The organism is Chryseobacterium sp. W4I1, from assembly GCF_030816115.1.
Lineage (GTDB): Bacteria > Bacteroidota > Bacteroidia > Flavobacteriales > Weeksellaceae > Chryseobacterium.
Genome location: NZ_JAUSXQ010000001.1, coordinates 1,262,419 through 1,280,873, shown reverse-complemented (window position 1 = coordinate 1,280,873; position 18,455 = coordinate 1,262,419). Strand labels below are relative to the sequence as shown.

General features: G+C 33.0%; 12 protein-coding genes and 3 pseudogenes. 4 read left to right on the top strand and 11 right to left on the bottom strand.

Annotation, left to right across the window (positions count from 1 at the left end):
- The first annotated feature begins 959 nt into the window (after positions 1–959).
- Positions 960–1,259 (top strand): hypothetical protein, encoded by a 300-nt coding sequence (locus QF044_RS05885; RefSeq protein ID WP_307264816.1) that lies wholly within the window; start codon positions 960–962, stop codon positions 1,257–1,259.
- 284 nt (positions 1,260–1,543) lie between these two features.
- Here the strand turns inward: QF044_RS05885 and QF044_RS05880 are convergent, their stop codons facing one another.
- From QF044_RS05880 to QF044_RS05845, 8 genes and pseudogenes are all read right to left on the bottom strand, one after another.
- Entirely contained in the window at positions 1,544–2,278 is a 735-nt protein-coding gene (locus QF044_RS05880; RefSeq protein WP_307264813.1) for a hypothetical protein, read from the bottom strand.
- Between the two features lie 1,758 nt (positions 2,279–4,036).
- The gene (locus QF044_RS05875; RefSeq protein WP_307264811.1) at positions 4,037–4,633 is read right to left on the bottom strand and encodes a Crp/Fnr family transcriptional regulator; all 597 of its coding nucleotides are present in this window, start codon (positions 4,631–4,633) and stop codon (positions 4,037–4,039) included.
- A gap of 699 nt (positions 4,634–5,332) precedes the next feature.
- Positions 5,333–5,631 (bottom strand): annotated as a pseudogene (locus tag QF044_RS05870) (DUF2625 family protein).
- Positions 5,632–6,046: 415 nt separating this feature from the next.
- Entirely contained in the window at positions 6,047–6,598 is a 552-nt protein-coding gene (locus QF044_RS05865; protein WP_307264808.1) for a hypothetical protein, read from the bottom strand.
- Between the two features lie 149 nt (positions 6,599–6,747).
- Positions 6,748–7,032: a hypothetical protein gene (locus QF044_RS05860; protein WP_307264805.1), complete on the bottom strand. Its 285-nt coding sequence runs from the start codon at positions 7,030–7,032 to the stop codon at positions 6,748–6,750.
- Positions 7,033–7,388: 356 nt separating this feature from the next.
- Positions 7,389–8,267, bottom strand: a complete 879-nt coding sequence (locus QF044_RS05855) for an NAD(P)H-binding protein (RefSeq protein WP_307264803.1) — start codon at positions 8,265–8,267, stop codon at positions 7,389–7,391.
- A 77-nt stretch (positions 8,268–8,344) separates the two neighbouring features.
- Positions 8,345–8,914 carry a Crp/Fnr family transcriptional regulator gene (locus QF044_RS05850; protein ID WP_307264800.1) on the bottom strand — a complete coding sequence of 190 codons (570 nt, stop codon included), beginning with the start codon at positions 8,912–8,914 and terminating at the stop codon, positions 8,345–8,347.
- A 167-nt stretch (positions 8,915–9,081) separates the two neighbouring features.
- Positions 9,082–9,441, bottom strand: coding sequence for a helix-turn-helix domain-containing protein (locus tag QF044_RS05845; protein WP_307264797.1), 360 nt, complete (start codon positions 9,439–9,441; stop codon positions 9,082–9,084).
- Between the two features lie 97 nt (positions 9,442–9,538).
- Here QF044_RS05845 and QF044_RS05840 point away from each other — a divergent pair, with 97 nt between their 5' ends.
- The 3 genes and pseudogenes from QF044_RS05840 to QF044_RS05830 form a co-directional block, all read left to right on the top strand.
- Complete coding sequence (locus QF044_RS05840) at positions 9,539–10,531, top strand: alpha/beta fold hydrolase (protein WP_307264795.1); 993 nt, start codon at positions 9,539–9,541, stop codon at positions 10,529–10,531.
- 112 nt (positions 10,532–10,643) lie between these two features.
- A complete protein-coding gene (locus tag QF044_RS05835) occupies positions 10,644–12,041 on the top strand; it encodes an ankyrin repeat domain-containing protein (RefSeq protein WP_307264794.1) in 1,398 nt (465 codons plus the stop codon).
- Between the two features lie 99 nt (positions 12,042–12,140).
- A pseudogene (locus tag QF044_RS05830) lies at positions 12,141–12,919 on the top strand (helix-turn-helix domain-containing protein); the annotation flags it as partial.
- A 1,630-nt stretch (positions 12,920–14,549) separates the two neighbouring features.
- Here the strand turns inward: QF044_RS05830 and QF044_RS05825 are convergent.
- The 3 genes and pseudogenes from QF044_RS05825 to QF044_RS05815 all read right to left on the bottom strand — a co-directional run bounded on the left by QF044_RS05825 (position 14,550) and on the right by QF044_RS05815 (position 18,242).
- Positions 14,550–16,634, bottom strand: a pseudogene (locus tag QF044_RS05825) (DNA topoisomerase 3).
- A 19-nt stretch (positions 16,635–16,653) separates the two neighbouring features.
- Positions 16,654–17,700: a DUF3945 domain-containing protein gene (locus QF044_RS05820; protein WP_307264792.1), complete on the bottom strand. Its 1,047-nt coding sequence runs from the start codon at positions 17,698–17,700 to the stop codon at positions 16,654–16,656.
- 260 nt (positions 17,701–17,960) lie between these two features.
- Positions 17,961–18,242, bottom strand: a complete 282-nt coding sequence (locus tag QF044_RS05815; RefSeq protein ID WP_307264791.1) for a helix-turn-helix domain-containing protein — start codon at positions 18,240–18,242, stop codon at positions 17,961–17,963.
- Positions 18,243–18,455: the final 213 nt, after the last annotated feature.

The following is an 18,455-nucleotide window of genomic DNA, read 5'->3' as shown; positions in this document are numbered from 1 at the left end:
GCCCACATCTATATACGTGGCAGACTCGTATTTGGGGAGTCAAAAAATGGCAACCCAATTAATCATGTTATTACGAATGTAAGTACAAATTTAAACAGGTACAACATCAAACCATAATATAGGACAGGAAGTTTTAAATAAGTTTCATGGATAGATGTTGGGAAAAAGGTTAAAAAGATAAACAATTATAACTTTGATAAGAAGAACCCTCCTAAAGGAGGGTTTTGTACTATAAAAACGTTCTTTTTGTATATGAAAATAGAAGTACTAATAAAGAAGAAAAACAAAAAAGAAGGGAAATTAACAGTTGGTACAGTAATATCTGAAGGAAGACTTCCTAATCAATAAAATAATAATGATACAGAAATATTATAAAAATCAAATTCTAATTATAGGTATAATTATTTTAGGATTATTATTTACTATAAAACAGTTTGTAGAATATAATGAGACTGTAAATGAAGATAATATTTTTATTATAAAAGTCATAAAACAAAACTGTCATGCTGCGCCAAGAATGAAATCAACTATATGGATTAATTTTAATAAAAAAGTATATAGTGTTGGAATTCCTTATAACGAATGTGTAAATTATCCTGTTGGGGATAATGTAAAGGTTTTGTATAATAAGAATCATGACAAATTTATATATAGAGTTAAGAATCCTAAGTATTTAACAAATATTGTTCTCCTAGGAATATTTTTATTAATCTCTTTTTTTCCTTGGCGATATATAAATGAGAAATTATTCAAAAAATCTACATACCCGAAGTTTCTCTAAAATTGGTAGTGCCTATTTTGGAAATGGTTCATATAATAATTATAAGTATAACGGCAAAAGTTAAATCATTCAATACTGAACTTACCGAATTCTGCTTTCAAATCAGAAAACTTCTGCGGAAAATGTTTGCTTAAATGGCTGAGCGGAGTTTAGTATCTTTACAATCATAAATAATAAAATGACTTTAAATCAACACATACGATTGACTTGCGAAAATGGTTTATTAGATCAAACAGAATTCGTAAAAGTTCAAGAGCAAATAGATGAAAAGAATTTCATGAACATGGAAGATTTCGATAGGTTATTACATATAGGTTTTCCAATTGGACGAGAATTGAAAAAGCTAAAAGATACTGAAGATTTATCTGAAATTCTACAACTTATTAAAGATAAAAAAGTATCTGCAAGAAATTTTGTTGCTATAATTAAAAGTAATGTTTTCAATGATGGAATTCCAAAAACACCTCCATTACATTGAGCAATATAGATATTAACCATGCTAATTTTCAGTTTTCCTGGTTTACTTTTATCCTCGACTACGGTCGGGGATTTACTAATCATTTTGTGAGATTTTTTTATATCTATTTTCAATCTAAAATCTGTCGTGAAATATGTCCAAAATCTGCCTCGTTTCGGGATTGGCAATTGCGGGCAAATCGAAGCAGAAACTTTCTACTAAATACAACTTCAACTGAAACACAAAACTTGAATTATAAACTTTCCGCCCCCTCTATTGCCAAATCCAAATGTTATTGCAGTTTTTTACATTTCATAAAGTGTTGTGTAACAATCAACTCTATATGTTTCAATCCTCAAAATATATTCATTACTATTTTTGGATTCGTTGAATAATTTGTAAACTCGTCCATTTTCTTTATCTAAAATGTAAGATGGTCTAATACCATTTATTCTGTCTTCAATTATTTGTTTATATAATTCCTTGGTTTTTTTAAGGCAATCATTTGCTTCTTCATCTTTATATTTTGATTTTCTTGGAGAAAATAGAACAAAATCTTCGAACATTTGTGGCTTCTTTTCCAGCATATCTTCTGTATTTAAAATACTAGTGATTAGCTGAATAAAAATTTGTTGTTTTTCGTCTGAATTTAGATTCAAGTAGCTTGCAGATTTTTCGAGTTCTTTTTCAAAAGTTGTATTTGTCGTAGGAAATTGACTTTTTTCATTTTCATTTTTAAAATTCCAAAAGTCATAATACATATTTGAAAAAAAAGGAATTGCATAAGAGTTATTTCCTTTCTGAAAAACTAAAATTTCATCATAATCTGTTTTGTCTACGTTTCGATACAAAGAAATTGCTAGTGAATCAAATTCTACTTTTTTTATTTTTTCTAACTTTTTGTCAATAAATGGGAATTTGTCAAGAACATAGTTTATGCTTTCTTGCTCAATTTGAGAAGTTGGATTTATACTTTTGTTTTTACAAGAATTAACAAAAATGAAAGATAAAAGTAAAATTATGATAAACGATAATTTCATTGTATGATAGTATTTATTAAGATTTCAGATAACATTCAAATTTACACATTACGTCAATCCAATATAATTTTCGTAAAGCTATTTCTGCCCCTAATTTAAATTTATTTTAAGATTTATTATTAAGTGATTATAAATATTTTTCATCTTAATTTTTCTTTGCCTTGACGAATGTTTTATTTTTTCTATAAATACATAGAGATAAAATATAATCATTATTCGAATAAAATCTATAGTGTTTTTTTAATCTTTATCAAGGGAAAAAATGAAACGTAAAAGATAATGATAACTAGCATATCAACAATATGTAAAATGAAACAAAAAAGCGTTAGATGTTAATTAAAGATACTGCTATGGCTACCACGAAATTTAATAATATGTTACATTTAATTGATAAATAATGAATTATATTTAATTTTAATTAAATATAACACTCAATAGTGAAAATATTTTACTATATTTGACATGATTCTAAAAACCATGAAAAAAACATTTTCAAACTGAGAATTTTATCTCAACAAAGAAGCTCGGCATATGTATGCCGAGCTTCTCTAATCAAATCGGTATGAAAAAATATAATGATCGCACGTGATTTTGCAGTAGCTGTTAATTAATAAACATTTTATTTTGGAACTATTTTAGGAAAGATTAAAGATTTGTAAAAATTAAAAATTTACAAAAAGAATTGGATTAAATATGAGTAATCAAAACAGTAATTGGATTAAGGGGAAACCAAAAGAAACGAGTAACTATTGGGAAGATGAATGGCAAGAATTAAGAATAACGCAATGTTACTTACTGTTACCCATTATCAACCCATAGAAAACCTAATTCTCCAATTATCACTTATTAAAACAACCCTTACTCAGCGGATCGTTTTTTGAGATTTATTTTTTAATTTTTCCTTTTCCTTCTAAAGATTCTATGACATCTTGTATCTCCTTAATTTGTTGCTCAAAGTATGTAATTAATATCACTTCTGCCTGATGAAGTTCATTAGTGGATTCCTCCTTCATTTCACTAAGAAGGTCTATTTCCAATTGATATTTAGATATTAAAGTGGAAGCTGTAAAGTTATAGGCTTATGATGATCATTTTCGATAAATAACCTCAATTCATTTTGAAATGAATACTCGTTATGTTTTGAAAAAAAATCAAGCTTTCCATCATGGCTTTTCTTATCGTAATATTTTACAATATCATTTATAACCTAGATTCATGCTTTTTAGACAATCTTGTAAAGCGAGAACTAATTTCATTGGTTTTTTGATTAACAAGATTGTATACCCGAAGTCATCAAATCTTTCATCAAATTCAATAAAATCTTTGTATTATCTTGATAGACCGCTGTACAACAAAACAAATTTTCATTGAAATCACGTATATTGATCATATTTAAAAGCCGATTTTAATTTTATTTCTCCTTTCTTTTGGTTCTTTAGAAAATCTAAATTATTGACCATTATGTCCTTGCAAGATAATTTGAGAAACTTACGTAATATTTGTTGCAGCTTTAGATTTATCAAATCGGGCATCTTCCTTCTCACATATTTTAAAAAATTCCATTGGATTGCAATAAACTAAACCATCTTCGTACAATGAATGAATGTGTTCAAATTTTCCAACTTTAAGAATTCTCCTTATAGTTTTTCAATCATCAGTTTTTGAGATTTTGTATTGACTTATTAATTGTCTATTTGATAAGTTTTTCCATCTTCGCCAGCAATACAATTAGAAAATCTAGCTCTAAATCTTCATTTATCAATAGTAAATTTTTCTGTTCTCGATCCTAACAATTTTATCCACCTCCATCTTTTTAAAAGCCCGAATGACTGTTTCTACGCGTAAACCTGTAAATGAAGCTAATTCCTGTCTTGTAAAAGGTATTTCGAAAGAATATTTTTTGTCACTTTGATTAAAACTCTTGTAATAGCTCATAATACCTTTAAGCCTAATTTCAGGGTTTAATGATGCATTATTCTGGAGCATGATAAGCTTTTGATATAATCTACCCGAAAAAAAAACATTGAGATCCCGAGAAATTGTAGGATGATCGTCTAGCAGTTTTTCAAAGTTAGGTTTCGAGAGTTTTAAAATTGTACTATTCTCAAGCGCAACACAACTAACGGGATAATTGTAGTCAATAAAAAGCAAGAGCTCACAGGCACTTTGCCCCTCTGTTAAGATAGTTTGAATAAACTCTTTTCCCTCTTCGTTATTGTGAGATAACTTTACTCTGCCTTCAATAATCTGGTAATAGCTTTTTGGTACATCGCCCTCATGGAAAAGATATTCTTGTTTTTGGAGGCTTTGTGTGACTGCACCGTATTGATATAATAATTCTTCGTTAATTAACATATTAGAAAGTGTTCTTGAATAAATAACTGTAACAAGGTAGTTTATTAATAATAGAAACCAACATTTTAATATGAATTATTACACTATCCTTTTCTGAGATGTATTTTTGTCTATCATACGTTTTTCAGCTGCAAGAAGTTGACTCTATTCATGATTTATTTATTAGATAAATGTAACGATTAGGGCATCACATTTCTAATCACTACATATAAGTAAGCCATTTATTCTATCATCCAGGTTACAATAATATAAAATAAGGTTTCTCGTTACTCATTTTATACCTTTAGGCAATGCAATTATCTCAAGGAATCTCAACACATCTTCAATAATGTATGGCCTTGTACTTTCTTTTGGTTCCAATCTTTATAAGGAAAATATCGAACTAGCTGGGCTATAACAGTTGGCCGTCAAATTGACATCAACAGTTTGTTGCTCATTAACTGGGTATGGTTTATTATTAGGTAAAGGAGATTCATACTTATACAACCAAATTACTCCATCATCGGGATAACCTACCGCCATTTTTCTTTTTCTATATCTGTTTTAAGGGTTAAATTACCCTCTTTTCGAAACGAAAGTTGAAGCGGAGATTTTTTATGTCCTTCAAGATAAATCACAACATTTTCAACGCACTTTGAGTATTCATAATTTGTTAAATGAAGATGCAACCTTTTCCATAAATAAGTCTCATTGTCTCTTTTAATTTTCCGTAATACCAAGTCCACCTCCATTAAGAATAAAAATACCACCCACTGCATCGTCAGCAATTAAAAGATAGGGTGCCGATTGTCCAAAATCCTTAAATACTTTTCCCTTATTCCATTCTGGCAGTGACCTGTTTAACTTGTTACTACCCGAGCCAAGAATTCTTATCCAACCATTGTCAACTAAAAGTCCGCCTGTCATATATACAATTGGCCCATTGGAGAGCGGGTTGTAACTTGGGTCTTATATAAGGCATCCTTTGCTTTATTTGTATCAACAGGCAAGATTTCCACTTTGTTTTTGACAGAGTCTATCCATTCTTTACAAGAGCCCAACCTGGATCTTTACCTCTTATTAATTCATCAATAGAACGCATATTTGTTTGTCCATAAGCTGTTAATGGGAGTACGGGATAATATAATAATTGTCAAAAGTTTTGTCATATTGTATGGGCTTCTAAAATTGCCGCTATTATCCAAATTTACGTATTGCATAATCTATAGTATATGCAATTGCACTATTTTTTTTAATCCTATCCTAAAAAAATCTTAAAGGCTACTGATTACTTATTTTCAGTTCTTTACTTTTATCATTTTTGCAAGCTATTAGCACTGTAAATAAAAAAATAGAGAAACAGAATTTTTCACTTCATTTGGCTTTGTCCACTTTTTTGGACTCGTTATAAAGTTTATCAAGAAACTGCTGCTGTTAGGGATCTTCCTTAAAATAGCGCTGAAAGTTCACACTGCAATCCAAAACATTAGCAATGTTTTTTGTGTTAAAAGTCCAATCATCCTGATTTTTCACTAAAACCCCTAAATCACTACCACAACTTTGCCATATTTCGGAAAACTTAGTTTTTTTGCCATCTTTTAATTGGCTAAAATCTGAATAGACCGAAAATCCCTTCATTTCAGGATTAAAGAATTTTATAATCATATAAACAGGTACTCCACCCCAATCTATTGTTTTTCCTTTTGGTAACTCTATATTGGTAAGCTTTTGTTCATTCATTATTCTGTCTTGTTGCCCTTTCTTAAAAAACTGTTCTTCATAGATCAGCTTTGTTCCTTTAGGCAACACTATTTTTTTAACTACCATAGTTTCTGTTGTAATAAAATAAGGGTAGTTAGACCCCCTCCCTCCTGTCGGGCTTCCCATACCGCTCAATCCGCTTAGTAAAAGGAAGTACCATACACCGAACGCAACTATTAATACGAATGTCAAAACTCCGATGATAATGTAATTTCTTTTTCTCATTAGATTCTCCTTATATGAATGGCATTAGTTATATTTTATAATAAACCAACAACTGCAATCACAGTAATTACAGTACTAAATACAAAACCATTTACAAACTGGATACAAGTCATTGGTACTATTTACTCACTATTACAGTAAAAATACATTTAATATCCATAGCTAGCTACTCTTGATATTTTCCAACCATCAGGAGTTTGTTTCCAAATGTTTACAAGCTTAAATGTTCCACAATTAATAAGAACTTTATTTTCCAAACGGCAAAATTGATGGATTCCGGTTTGGATGGCTCCGTAATATTTAATCGGATATATTTCCACACTCTCTGCCACAGGAACCCTGCGGGTATATTCATAGTTTTTCGCCACTCTCGTAAAATGATCAATGGTCTCTTCATGATTGGCAGCACTCAAAAACAAACTGTCATTCTTCATAATCGTGTTAATAATTCTTTTGAAACCGGATTTTAAGGTTTAAATTGGGGAAAGCAACTAGAATACGATAAACAGCATATTAAAACCAAGCAAATTGACTCAATATTATTTTTCTCATATTTATTTTTTTAGTTATTTTGAATATTCGGATAGTTTAATAGATATTATTTCTTATTATTTTACTGATCAACATATCGTTTTTTGAGACTTTTGACGTTTTACAACTTTAAGAATATACCAAACATCCAGCTATTTACAATCTAGTCGTATTTGCAGAATGTTTGAAGACTAAAAACTATAAATATATATAATCTTTCATTAATGCCATTTCACCGGTTTATATTGATTGGTTGGCTTTAATTTATTTTAGAAACTAAATTTTCTTTTAACCACTCTCTAATGGTTGTACTTGTTGTGCTTTCTTCTGTTCTCGGTTCCGTGTCATAAAGGCCATTGCCAATTGCTGTCAACATTTCTGTTAAAGAGATTGCAAAAGCTTCACTCGTATGATGTTCTACCAATAGTGTTTCTATATAGTCCTCTTTTGAAACTTGTTGAAAATGAAAAGGCTTGCCGGTTAATTCACTCACTTGAAATGCGATTTCATTGTAGCTTATGTCTGCCGGACCTTGTATTGTAACTCCTTCAACGCCTTTCCAGGTTTTATCAGTTAGTAATTCTACTGCTTTTGCTGCGATGTCTTTTACGGCGATTTGTGGCGACTTGTAATTTCCGTCAATAGGTAAGAAAAACGTTCCTGATTTTTTTAGAGATGCAATCTGATACAAAAGGGTTTCAAAGAATACCGGACACCGCAATGACCTTACTGATGCTCCTGATCGGATGATTATATCTTCGCCCTTGTGGAGTGCTGTTATAAGGCCTGCCTGAAGGTTGTTTTCTTTGCCGCCACTAGATAAATAAATAACTCTGCTTGTACCAGCATTTTTAATTGCTTGTGAAGCCACTGTTGCAAATTCTTCATAATAGGCATTTACATCTTCTTGGGTATTGCTTTGAGGAACACAAAAATAAAGAGTATCACATCCTTGCAATGCTTCTGTGAATTCATCCTCATTCAGCAAGGAGCCTGTTGCAACTTCCACTTTTTCTAAAATTTCAGCTGATATTTTTTTAGGGTCTCTCAAAAAAATTCTAACCTTTTGTCCCCGCTCTACCAATTGTTGAAGAACCATTGAACCCGTATTGCCTGTTGGCGTTGTTACTAAAATCATAATTGAACTTAAATTGTTTAGTGAAGTACAAAGATGATAAGAGTAAATTTTGTAAACATTGTCCTATGTTCACATTTTCAAATCTTTGATTTTAATCTGCTTAATGTTTGAGGTGTAATCCCTAAATATGATGCCACCATCTTATTTGATAATCTTGTCAGCCATTTACTTTGATTTGTCAAAGCCCAACGAACTTTATCTATTGCTTCGAAGCTTTGAAAACAATAAATACGTTCTTGTGATTTGATGTAAGCTAATTCTAAAATTTGTCTGTAAACAAAACCAAACTGTGGAACTGTTTCTACCAGATGAAAATAGTCGTCACGGTTAATTACCAACAACTCCGAAGGTTCTATAGTCTGCATGAATTCAAATGCAGGCTTTTGATTTATTAGACTTTGCAATGCAGTTCCAAATGCATCTTCAAAATGAAAATATCTTGTTTTTTCTTCTCCGTCCTTATTAATACTAAAAAGTCTTATGCATCCTTTATTAACAAAATAGTAATGTTTGCAAATTTCGCCTTCTTTCAAAAGAAATTTATTCCGCGGGGTCTTTATAAATTTGAAGTATGAAGAAATGTTCGAAAGTGTCTGATCGTCAATTTCAGTTCTTGCTTTAATATATTGTTCTAATTGTCTGTACACTGTAATTTTGTAGATTTTTGTTTAATTTGATGGGATAACTTCAAATTTACGCATTGCGTTAATGATTATATACTTTCGTAAATTTATTTCCAGTAATGCTTTAAAATTTATTATGATAGTTTTATGAGTTATATAATTAGTATATTTAATTTAACTAATTTCTTATATTATAACTTTAATTTTTTATGCCGCTCTCCCCATTGTTCCATTTGAAGAATGATTGGCTTAAGTTCATAGCCTATATCAGTTAATTCGTATATAACTTTAGGGGGAACTTCTGCATAAACAGTTCTTGTAATAATATTATGTTCTTCAAGTTTACGAAGCTGTGTGGTCAGCATACGTTCTGTAATATTGGGAATTGATTTCTTTAATTCTCCAAACCGCATTTTACCGTTTGTTAACCATGAACAGATCACAAGTGACCATTGTCCACCAATAATATTTGCTGCATAAACTTCAGAACATTCATCAGCTAAAATTTTTTTATTCTCAAAATTTGTCGAAGTTTCCTTTATTTTTCCCATTACTTACGTTTTTTACAGTACCATACAATTAGCTGCTAATATACAAAAATGCATGTAATTGCTATACTTTTGTACAAGTATTTAAAAGAAATCTCATATGAAAATTAAGAATTTGAATAAAAAAAAGGATTTACCATTGATCGAAAGACAGCTATGTATTAATGAACATTATTTTCGAATATTAGAACAGGGAGAAGGACCCGCAATATTATTTCTTCACGGTTTTCCAGACACTGCAGAAACCTGGAAGCAGCAAATGAAAAGTCTATCCGATGAGGGTTATCATACAATTGCGTTTGATTTACGTGGTTTTGGAGGCAGCTACGCACCTGCAGATTACAAGCTTTACAGTGGTCAACATATCGTTAGTGACATAACAGACATTTTGGATTACCTTGATGTTGAATCGGCAGTTTTAGTAGGTCACGATTGGGGAGCAGATCATACACAAAAGGCAATCTTGCTATGCCCAGATCGTTTTAAGGGTTTGGTAAGTTTAAGCATTCCGTTTTTCACCAGAGCAGAAATGAGTCAATGGGATGCCTTGCGGAAAAATGGTCTTGGTAAAAAATACTATGCTTTGGAAATGATGCAGCATGAACTGGAAGAAGATTATCTGCCAGCAGAAAAAACAATTAAAAATGTTTTTTATTGGCTTTCCGCAAGTCCGGCATCAGGCACAGGTTGGGATCCTATTGATGAAACAAGAAATATGTTTAGATCTTCACCCATTGAAATACCTGAGTGGACAACAAAAGAGTATATAGAAAAAACAGTGGGCTGGTTTGAAAAGACCGGTTTTCAAACAGGGATAAATCATTACAGAGCCAATCAAATTACATTTGATGAAACTTCGTCATTAAAAGGTAAAAAGATCGAACATCCAAGCTTGTATATCTGGGGCAGAGAAGATGGTTTATGTAAGTTTTTCCACCCTGAAGTTCCCACCCTGGAGGAACTTCAAAAAAATCATCCTGGGTTAATAAAACAGGTTGCACTTAAAAATGTTGGTCATTGGCCACAACATGAAGCTGCAGAAACCGTAAACAATGAAATATTAGCCTTTTTACATGAGATAGATTTTAAATAATATGAACCAAGCAACTAATATGCTTCGATTATTTATCACGATAATATTCATAATAAGCAATTCCATCGTGTATGGAAAAAATAAAAATCGTCAAATCAAAAAACAAATCAAAATGAGCAACGCAAAAGTATTACATCAAGCCAATGAATTTGTAAAAAAAGGAGATTACGAAAGTTTTCTGGCCTATTGTACAGAAGATTCCCAATGGACTTTTATAGGTGAACGTATTCTTAAGGGAAAAGAAGAAGTGCGGAAGTATATGAAAGAGTTCTACTGGGAACCGCCTGTTTTTACCGTCGAAACGACAATTGAAGAGGGTAATTTTGTAACAGTAACAGGTGAAATAAGCTTAAAAACGAAAGATGGTATTCTTAACCATTATCAATACTGTGATGTTTGGCGATTTGAAAATGGAAAGATGGCAGGCGTGAAAGCATATGTCATAGAAAAGAAAATATCGACTGCGCAATATTTACATCAAAACCAGTTTAATCTTTTGGGCGACGCTGTTGATAAAAATGATTTGTGTCTAGTAGAATCCCTCTTGAAAAATGGCGTAAATGCAGATTTACCAAATTCTAAGGGACTTACTCCATTGATGTTAGCTTCCGGTCTTGGACATATTGAAATAGTTAAGCTATTAATTACCCATGGAGCAGATATTTTAGCAGTTGATCCTAACATGGGAGCTACGGCTTTACATAAAGCTTCTCAATCAGGGCATCCAAAAATCATAGAACTGCTATTGGAAGAAGGAGCTTTTATTGATATGCAGAGTCCGATTGTTGGAAATTCACCGCTAATGGATGCAATACTTTATAAACAGGAAGCATCGGTTAAAATACTTTTAGAACACAATGCCAGAATTGAACTTAGAAATAACTTTAATGAAAGTGTATTGGATATGGCTCATCAGCTTGATAACGCATCAATGATCAGCGTCATTAATGAATATAAGAATAATCTGGAAAAAAAAATCCAATCTCAGAAACTAGTTAAGGCCATTACACAATATGACATCAAAAATATAAAGGTACTTATCGACGGAGGTATCGATATCAATGAGCGAATACCAAAAATGGGGAATTACAATGACGATTTTACGCCACTAAGTTTGGCCGCAAGCAAAGGTTATGATAAAATTGTTAGATTGCTGCTCGATTCTGGAGCTGACATTACAATGCTCAGCGGATTAATGGGAGCTACCGTATTACACGAAGCTGCGTATGCAGGTCATGTGAAAGTAATTGAAATACTGATGCAGTATATTGAAAAAAATTCAATAAAGGGAATAGATATAAATGCGCAAGGTTTGTATAACGGCATGACTGCTCTTCACGATGCAGTATGGCAGAATAACATGGGAGCAGTAAAAATTTTAGTTGATAAAGGGGCAGATCTAAGCTTAACCTCTCATTCTGGACTTACACCCTTGGAATTTGCCGAACTGTATAACTACAGCGAAATAATCCTTTTTTTAAAAGATGTTTCGAAAACTTCATATTTCTAGAAGTAAATGTGATTTTCACTTTTGTCTTTAACTGAATTAGTCAATACTTAATCTGACAGTTATCAACAAATTGAATAACTTTAAAATAGATTAAGTAGTATGACAACACAACAAAAAATCATCAAAAATAAATTAGGTGTACTTGAATTAGCACAACATGTAGGAAATGTATCTAAAGCGTGTAAAGTAATGGGTTATTCCCGAGACAGTTTCTATCGATTTAAAGAATTGTATGAACAAGGCGGGGAACTTGCTTTACAGGAAATATCCAGAAGAAGGCCTGTATTAAAAAATCGTGTAGTTGAAGCTATAGAAAAGGCTGTTGTTGATATAGCCATTGATAACCCTGCTTTGGGACAGCTTAGAGTAAGCAACGAGCTTAAAAATAGTGTCACCAGAAGGAGTTAGAAGTATTTGGCTCAGACATGATCTGCATACTTTTAAATTGAGGTTAAAAGCGTTGGAAGCAAAATCCGCTCAGGATGGTATTGTTCTTACTGAATCTCAACTTTCAGCATTAGAAAGAGCGAAGGAAGAGAAAAAAAAGCAGCTGATATGTTCAATGATCAGGTCGTTCCTTTTTTTGAACAGCAGGAGCTTGTTTACTTAGAATTTTAACAGACAGGGGAACTGAATATTGTGGAATAAGAGAACAGCATGAATATCAGCTTTACTTAGCTATTGAAGACATTGATCACACGAAAACCAAAGCTAAAAGTCCCCAAACCAACGGTATCTGTGAACGTTTCCATAGAACGATACAAGAGGAGTTCTATGCCATAGCTTTCAGAAAGAAAATTTACAGAAGCATTGAGGAACTGCAATTAGATCTAAACAGTTGGCTGTCGTATTACAACAATGAAAGAACCCATACAGGTTAAACATTTTCCTTGGTATTCAAAAGGATGATCTTTTGTACTGGTTTTTATTTGACTCAGGAAATGGTGGACCTTTGCTTTTTTCATCTGAAACTGCAGAAACCTGGAATCTACAAAAAGATAAAGATGATATGAATTCTGAAACATTGTTTAACCTTGGGAAAAATTATTTTAAAATAAAATCGTTTACACGGGATATCATTTACGATGGTGTTCTAAATTATGAAATCATCCGCAAATATATTTTTACGATTGATTTTAAAAACAAAAAAGTATGGATACATTAAAAGATACAAGTCCTGTTTAATTCAGCTTAACAGGTAACTACTCTATCCATTGCTGAAAACAAAAACCCTCTTAAACACTATGTCTAAGAGGGTTCAAAAATGAGCCTGTTCTTTTGTCAATTCCAATTGGCGTTCTAATAGCTTGTTGTTCTCCTAATAGGATTACAGTAATTTATCATTTTTTGAGACTTATTTTTGATATTATATAAAATTTTTAGGTTTGCTTTCATGACATTAATGAAACCATTGACAGTTTCAAAATGGCGATACCATTCCGGCAGAAGTTTTTATTTATAATTGATTTTGTGATTCAACTCTAAAGGATTATTTTCTTCAAGAATAGATTTTTGCGCTTCTCTGATCATTTCATTCATATCTTTTTCATTTCCCTGTGGATCTGTAAATGTAACTTTTTTGCCGGTTTTGGTATTCCAAGGGTCATTATAATATGATTTTCCTAGCTGATCATATTGTGTCCAGTCAATTGTAATGGTTTTTGTCCTTACATCAAACCAATTGTTGCCTTTTTTTACCTGTATTAAATTGAATGAGTAAACATGTTCTGTATCTTCAATGGAAATGATTAAACCAGGTAATCCATTGAAAATATAGAGCCATCATTAAAAGGCAATTCTGTCGTAAACCAAGCAATCATAAATAAAACTAAACTTCTGTGAAAAAAAAGATGTTGGCAGTAGTGAAAAAATAAAAAAAAATTCAATTTGTGCACTATTTTCATAGAATCTATGTTAAATTTTGGGTGTCCTGGAATGATCGGAAGATTTTTCAAAATAGGTCTTCTTCTTTTGTAAATTTTTCCATCATTCATATCGTTTAAAAACCTAATGTATCTAAACATTTTCTAAAAACCAAAGTACAATGAGAGATAAGATGCTACAAATAAAATACATCAAAATATAATATGAGAATTTCTTTTTCTTCTTGACCAAAACATTGATAACAAAGAGGGCGAGAGTGAGAAAAAGCCCAGCAACGATGGCACAAATCACTAAAAGATAATAGATATCTCTTTCATTAAATATACTGATATCTGACATAATTTATATTTTGTGTGAATTAAATCTGTGTTGTAGGTTATAGAGGTCGTGAAGTTAACTTATATTTTCCATCAAACACATCGAACCAATTAATAGTGCTTATATTTTTGGTAACTGTATTTATTTAATTGTATTTGACATTATGACTAGTCCTAAATAATCGTTACAGATTAATAAGATAAAAATACTAATATTTATGATATAGTTGTAGGGTTAGCTGTAATAGCCACAACTAACTTTTATTTAAGATCTTTAGTATTTTATTCTTTGTATTTTTATAATCTATCATTTAGGAAAATCAAAAATTGTTTTGTGATCTTCGTGTATTATAATAAAAGCATCAAACTTTTTACCGTTTTTACTTTTCATATTTTTGATGAGTGAAGTTTAACCTTGGGTGAATAGTAAGGTAAGATCTTGTATGGTGAGTTGTACTCCGCCTATGGTTCTGAATAGAATCCAATTGCATTGCTCATCTGGACATTTGACGATTTTCTCTCTGATGATTAGATGATGCTGTTGGCACTTTGGACATTTGAATTCAGGTATGTTTTCCTGGGGAATATTAAGTGATAAAAGCTCTTTGGTGATTTCAGTTGTGAAGTGTCGGATGTCATCGATGAATTGGTTTTTGTTGAGTTCACCTTTTTCAATGTTGTCCAGTGCCATTTCCCATTCTGCGGTCATTTGGACATTGGCTATTTTTTTGTCTTTGACAAGGTCATAAACTTGTAAGCCTTTACCGGTGGGATGCAGTGTTTTACTTTTTCTGATGATATAGTTTCTGCTGAGCAGGGTTTCAATAATGGAAGCTCTGGTGGCAGGTGTTCCGATGCCTATATTGGATAGTGCCTGCTGTTTTTCTTTGTTTTCAATAGATCTTCCTGCATTTTCCATGGCTGATAAGAGATCAGCTTCTGTAAAAAGTTGGGGTGGCTGGGTTGTTTTTTCCAGCAATTGGGTTTTTGAGATCTTGAGTTCATCTCCGATCTTGAGTTCTGGAAGCTCAGTAAGGTTTTCATCAGTTTTATTACTGGTATTATCACTATCAGTGAGAATTCCTTTTATCGCTCGCCAGCCTTTCTCCAGTATTATAGAGCCTTTGATCTGGAATTCATAATGATGGACTTTGATGGTAATATGGCTGACTTGTTTTGTACAAGTATGTGAGAGTGATTCCAGTAAGCGGTAGGCAATCATTTCATAAATGGCTTTTTCTGTGGCAGTAAGCGCAGAAGGAATTTTTGTGGTGATGAGTAAACCATGATGATCGGTCACCTTTAAGTCATTCACGATTCGTTTGTTGAAGTTTCCGAATTTCAAATGAGATACGGCTGATTTAAATTGGTCAGTTGTATTGAGGATTCTGACCAGTTCAGGAATCTCAGGCCATAAGTCTTCAGGAATATACTTGCTGCCGGTTCTGGGATAGGTAATGAATTTTTTTTCATACAAGCTTTGGGCAATTTGTAAAACCTCATCGGCGGAAAGACCAAGCTTCCTGTTGGCTTCTTTCTGTAATTCTGTAAGGTCGAAAAGTAACGGCGATTGTTCCTGTACTGTTGTAATGGATACATCTTCTACAATAGCTCTTCCCTCCCGCTCTATGGATTTCTGGACTTGTTCTGCCTGTTTCTTTTCTTCCCACTGTAATAGGGAGAGGCTGTTAAAATTGAGATATTCTTTTCTGTGGCTCAGCTGAATCTGAAAATATTTTTGCCTGGTGAAGTTTTGATGCTGGAGAAACCGTTGACAGATGAGAGCAAGGGTTGGTGTCTGCACTCTGCCTAAAGAGTAAACATCTTGGTTTCCAGCTATGGTTAGTGCCTGGGTAGCATTGATTCCTACCAGCCAGTCCGCCTCGCTTCTGGCTTTTGCTGCTTGATATAAGCCGTCAAAGGATGAACCTGGCTGAAGGTTCTTAAAGCCTCCCTGTATTGCTTTTTCGGTAAGAGAACTGATCCAGAGTCTTTCAAAAGGTTTTTGGCAGTTGAGATAGTGATAAATATAACGGAAGATTAGTTCTCCTTCCCTTCCCGCATCTGTTGCTACAATAATACTGCTGCATTGATTGAAAAGCTGCTTTATGATATTGAGCTGTTTTAAAGCCGAAGGATCAGGCCCGTAGCCGTTTGCTTTCTTTAGTTTTTTGGGAGTCAGGATAAAAGGTTTCGGAAAGATAGGCAAAGAAGCTTTGTTAAAGCCTCTTATACCATAATCTTCCGGCATTCCTAATGCTATTAAATGTCCTAATGCCCAGGTAACACCATATCCGTTACCTGACAGGTAACCTTCTTTCTTTTCAGTAGCCCCTAACAACTTTGCGATTTCTCTTGCAACACTGGGTTTTTCTGCAATAATGGCTTTCATATGATAGATTTAGATGTTTTTATAGTTTTGGTCCTCTTGGTTTTCTTACCTTTTTTTGCTGGTCTTCCTGTTGTTTGTTGGCAGGCTGCTGCTGTTTTGATTCCAAAGGCGCTTTGATCATTTTAGTAGCTTCATTGGTTTTACCCTGAGAATTAACTGCTGTTTGGGTTTTATGCTCCTCCGTAGGTTTTGCCTGCTCTTTAAGCTTATTAGGATGGGTAAAGGAAAATTCGGTTTTGGATGTTTCCTTATTGAAGGTAATATAGCCCTGATAAGCTTTACCTTTCGAATCTTCCAGACCATCAACGTAAATGGTTTGTCCGGCTTTGAATTTCTCGTATTGTGAATCGTCCAGTTCTCTTCCTCTGAATATTCTTGGGGCTCCTTGATCCGTATAGTGAGTCTGCTGTTGATTCTGTTGCTTGCTTTGTTGCGGTGTCTGGGTATTGCCAAACAGAAATTCTACATACCGTTTATCCGCATTGAACTGTACCGTGGCATCGAAAGGTTCGCCTTTTTTAGAAGTCATTCCTTCAAGATACAGTGGTTTTCCTTCCAGTAAGATTTGTTTCTGATGGTCATCGAGCTTGACTCCTTTGATTTCATCAGGAACTTTCATGTATTCGGCTCTATAGGCCACCAGCTCATTGGTAAGCCGGTCACGGCTGATCACTGAAGGAATGATTTCATCTGTCTTAGGATTGACAAGATCCACTACCCTGCCCATATTCCCGGTTTCTCTGAGATTATCTTTATCCTCATCGCTGAACTGATGACCCAGGAATTTATTATTGAGGTTGGGTTCTTTTCGGATACCGTGAAGATGAACGGCAACCTGTCCGGTATCTCCAGTCTGAAGAGATAATCGGACATCCATTTTACTGACTGCCGTTCCAAGATTAATGGTGATAGGAATTAGTGTATTGGTTTTAAAACCTCTGAGTAATGGTTCCATGGCATTCATTTTTTCAAGCTTCTCCTGATTAAGTCCGAACTTTTCCATCGTTTTCCAGTCGATCTGTTCAGGCTGAAAACGATATTCCTGATTTTCTGTGTTGTTTTCCATTGTATTTTGATTTTTGGATTGTTGTTATTTTTAGGTAAAATCTTCATAGCCTTTCAGCTTTTATTTTTCTTCGGGGAATGCCTGATCAACATACTTTGAAGATTCCTGGCATGATGGGTATTAATGTTCAAGGCAGGTAGCGTTTCCTGCGAGTTTATCAATTCATTTCTCATTTTAATGGAACCAAGGTATAGGCTCAATTAAGATACTGGTAGAGATTGGAATAGTGATGAATGAGTTGGCTGTAGATGTCTTTACTATCAAGAGTTTAAGCACTCTCTGATCAATTGATGGACATCGGAAAGCTTATAGTAAAGCTTTCCGCTGATGGTATAGTAAGGCAGTTTTTTATCAGTCCGGTACCTTTGTAATGATCGGGAACTTATTTTTAAAAGCTGTAAAACATCCTGGTTGTCCAGAAGCTGCTCTCCGTCTATTTCTATAAATTTGGATTGGTTCTTGAGCATCTGCTCTTTTAGTAGGTCAAATCTTTCCATGATTCTCTCCATCCAGACTATAAATTCTGTTCTTTCGATATTCATAACTGTGATTTTTATGATTATTGGTGATGTAAAATTGATCAACAGAAATCATATAAAATCACTACTTTATCGTAGTACCGAAAGATTTTTACTGATTTTTTTTTAAATAGCTTTTAAGAATGATAGATCTGTTGATCCATAAGATAAAAATGGAAGAGATAAAATTGTTTTAATTCGAAAATTCAATTCTAGTATCTGCTCATATATTTTTTA

Coding starts and splice junctions, on each gene's coding strand:
- QF044_RS05885 (WP_307264816.1), top strand. CDS start 960: ATGACTTTAAATCAACACATACGATTGACTTGCGAAAATGGTTTATTA.
- QF044_RS05880 (WP_307264813.1), bottom strand. CDS start 2,278: ATGAAATTATCGTTTATCATAATTTTACTTTTATCTTTCATTTTTGTT.
- QF044_RS05875 (WP_307264811.1), bottom strand. CDS start 4,633: ATGTTAATTAACGAAGAATTATTATATCAATACGGTGCAGTCACACAA.
- QF044_RS05865 (WP_307264808.1), bottom strand. CDS start 6,598: ATGAGAAAAAGAAATTACATTATCATCGGAGTTTTGACATTCGTATTA.
- QF044_RS05860 (WP_307264805.1), bottom strand. CDS start 7,032: ATGAAGAATGACAGTTTGTTTTTGAGTGCTGCCAATCATGAAGAGACC.
- QF044_RS05855 (WP_307264803.1), bottom strand. CDS start 8,267: ATGATTTTAGTAACAACGCCAACAGGCAATACGGGTTCAATGGTTCTT.
- QF044_RS05845 (WP_307264797.1), bottom strand. CDS start 9,441: ATGGGAAAAATAAAGGAAACTTCGACAAATTTTGAGAATAAAAAAATT.
- QF044_RS05840 (WP_307264795.1), top strand. CDS start 9,539: ATGAAAATTAAGAATTTGAATAAAAAAAAGGATTTACCATTGATCGAA.
- QF044_RS05835 (WP_307264794.1), top strand. CDS start 10,644: ATGAGCAACGCAAAAGTATTACATCAAGCCAATGAATTTGTAAAAAAA.
- QF044_RS05820 (WP_307264792.1), bottom strand. CDS start 17,700: ATGGAAAACAACACAGAAAATCAGGAATATCGTTTTCAGCCTGAACAG.
- QF044_RS05815 (WP_307264791.1), bottom strand. CDS start 18,242: ATGAATATCGAAAGAACAGAATTTATAGTCTGGATGGAGAGAATCATG.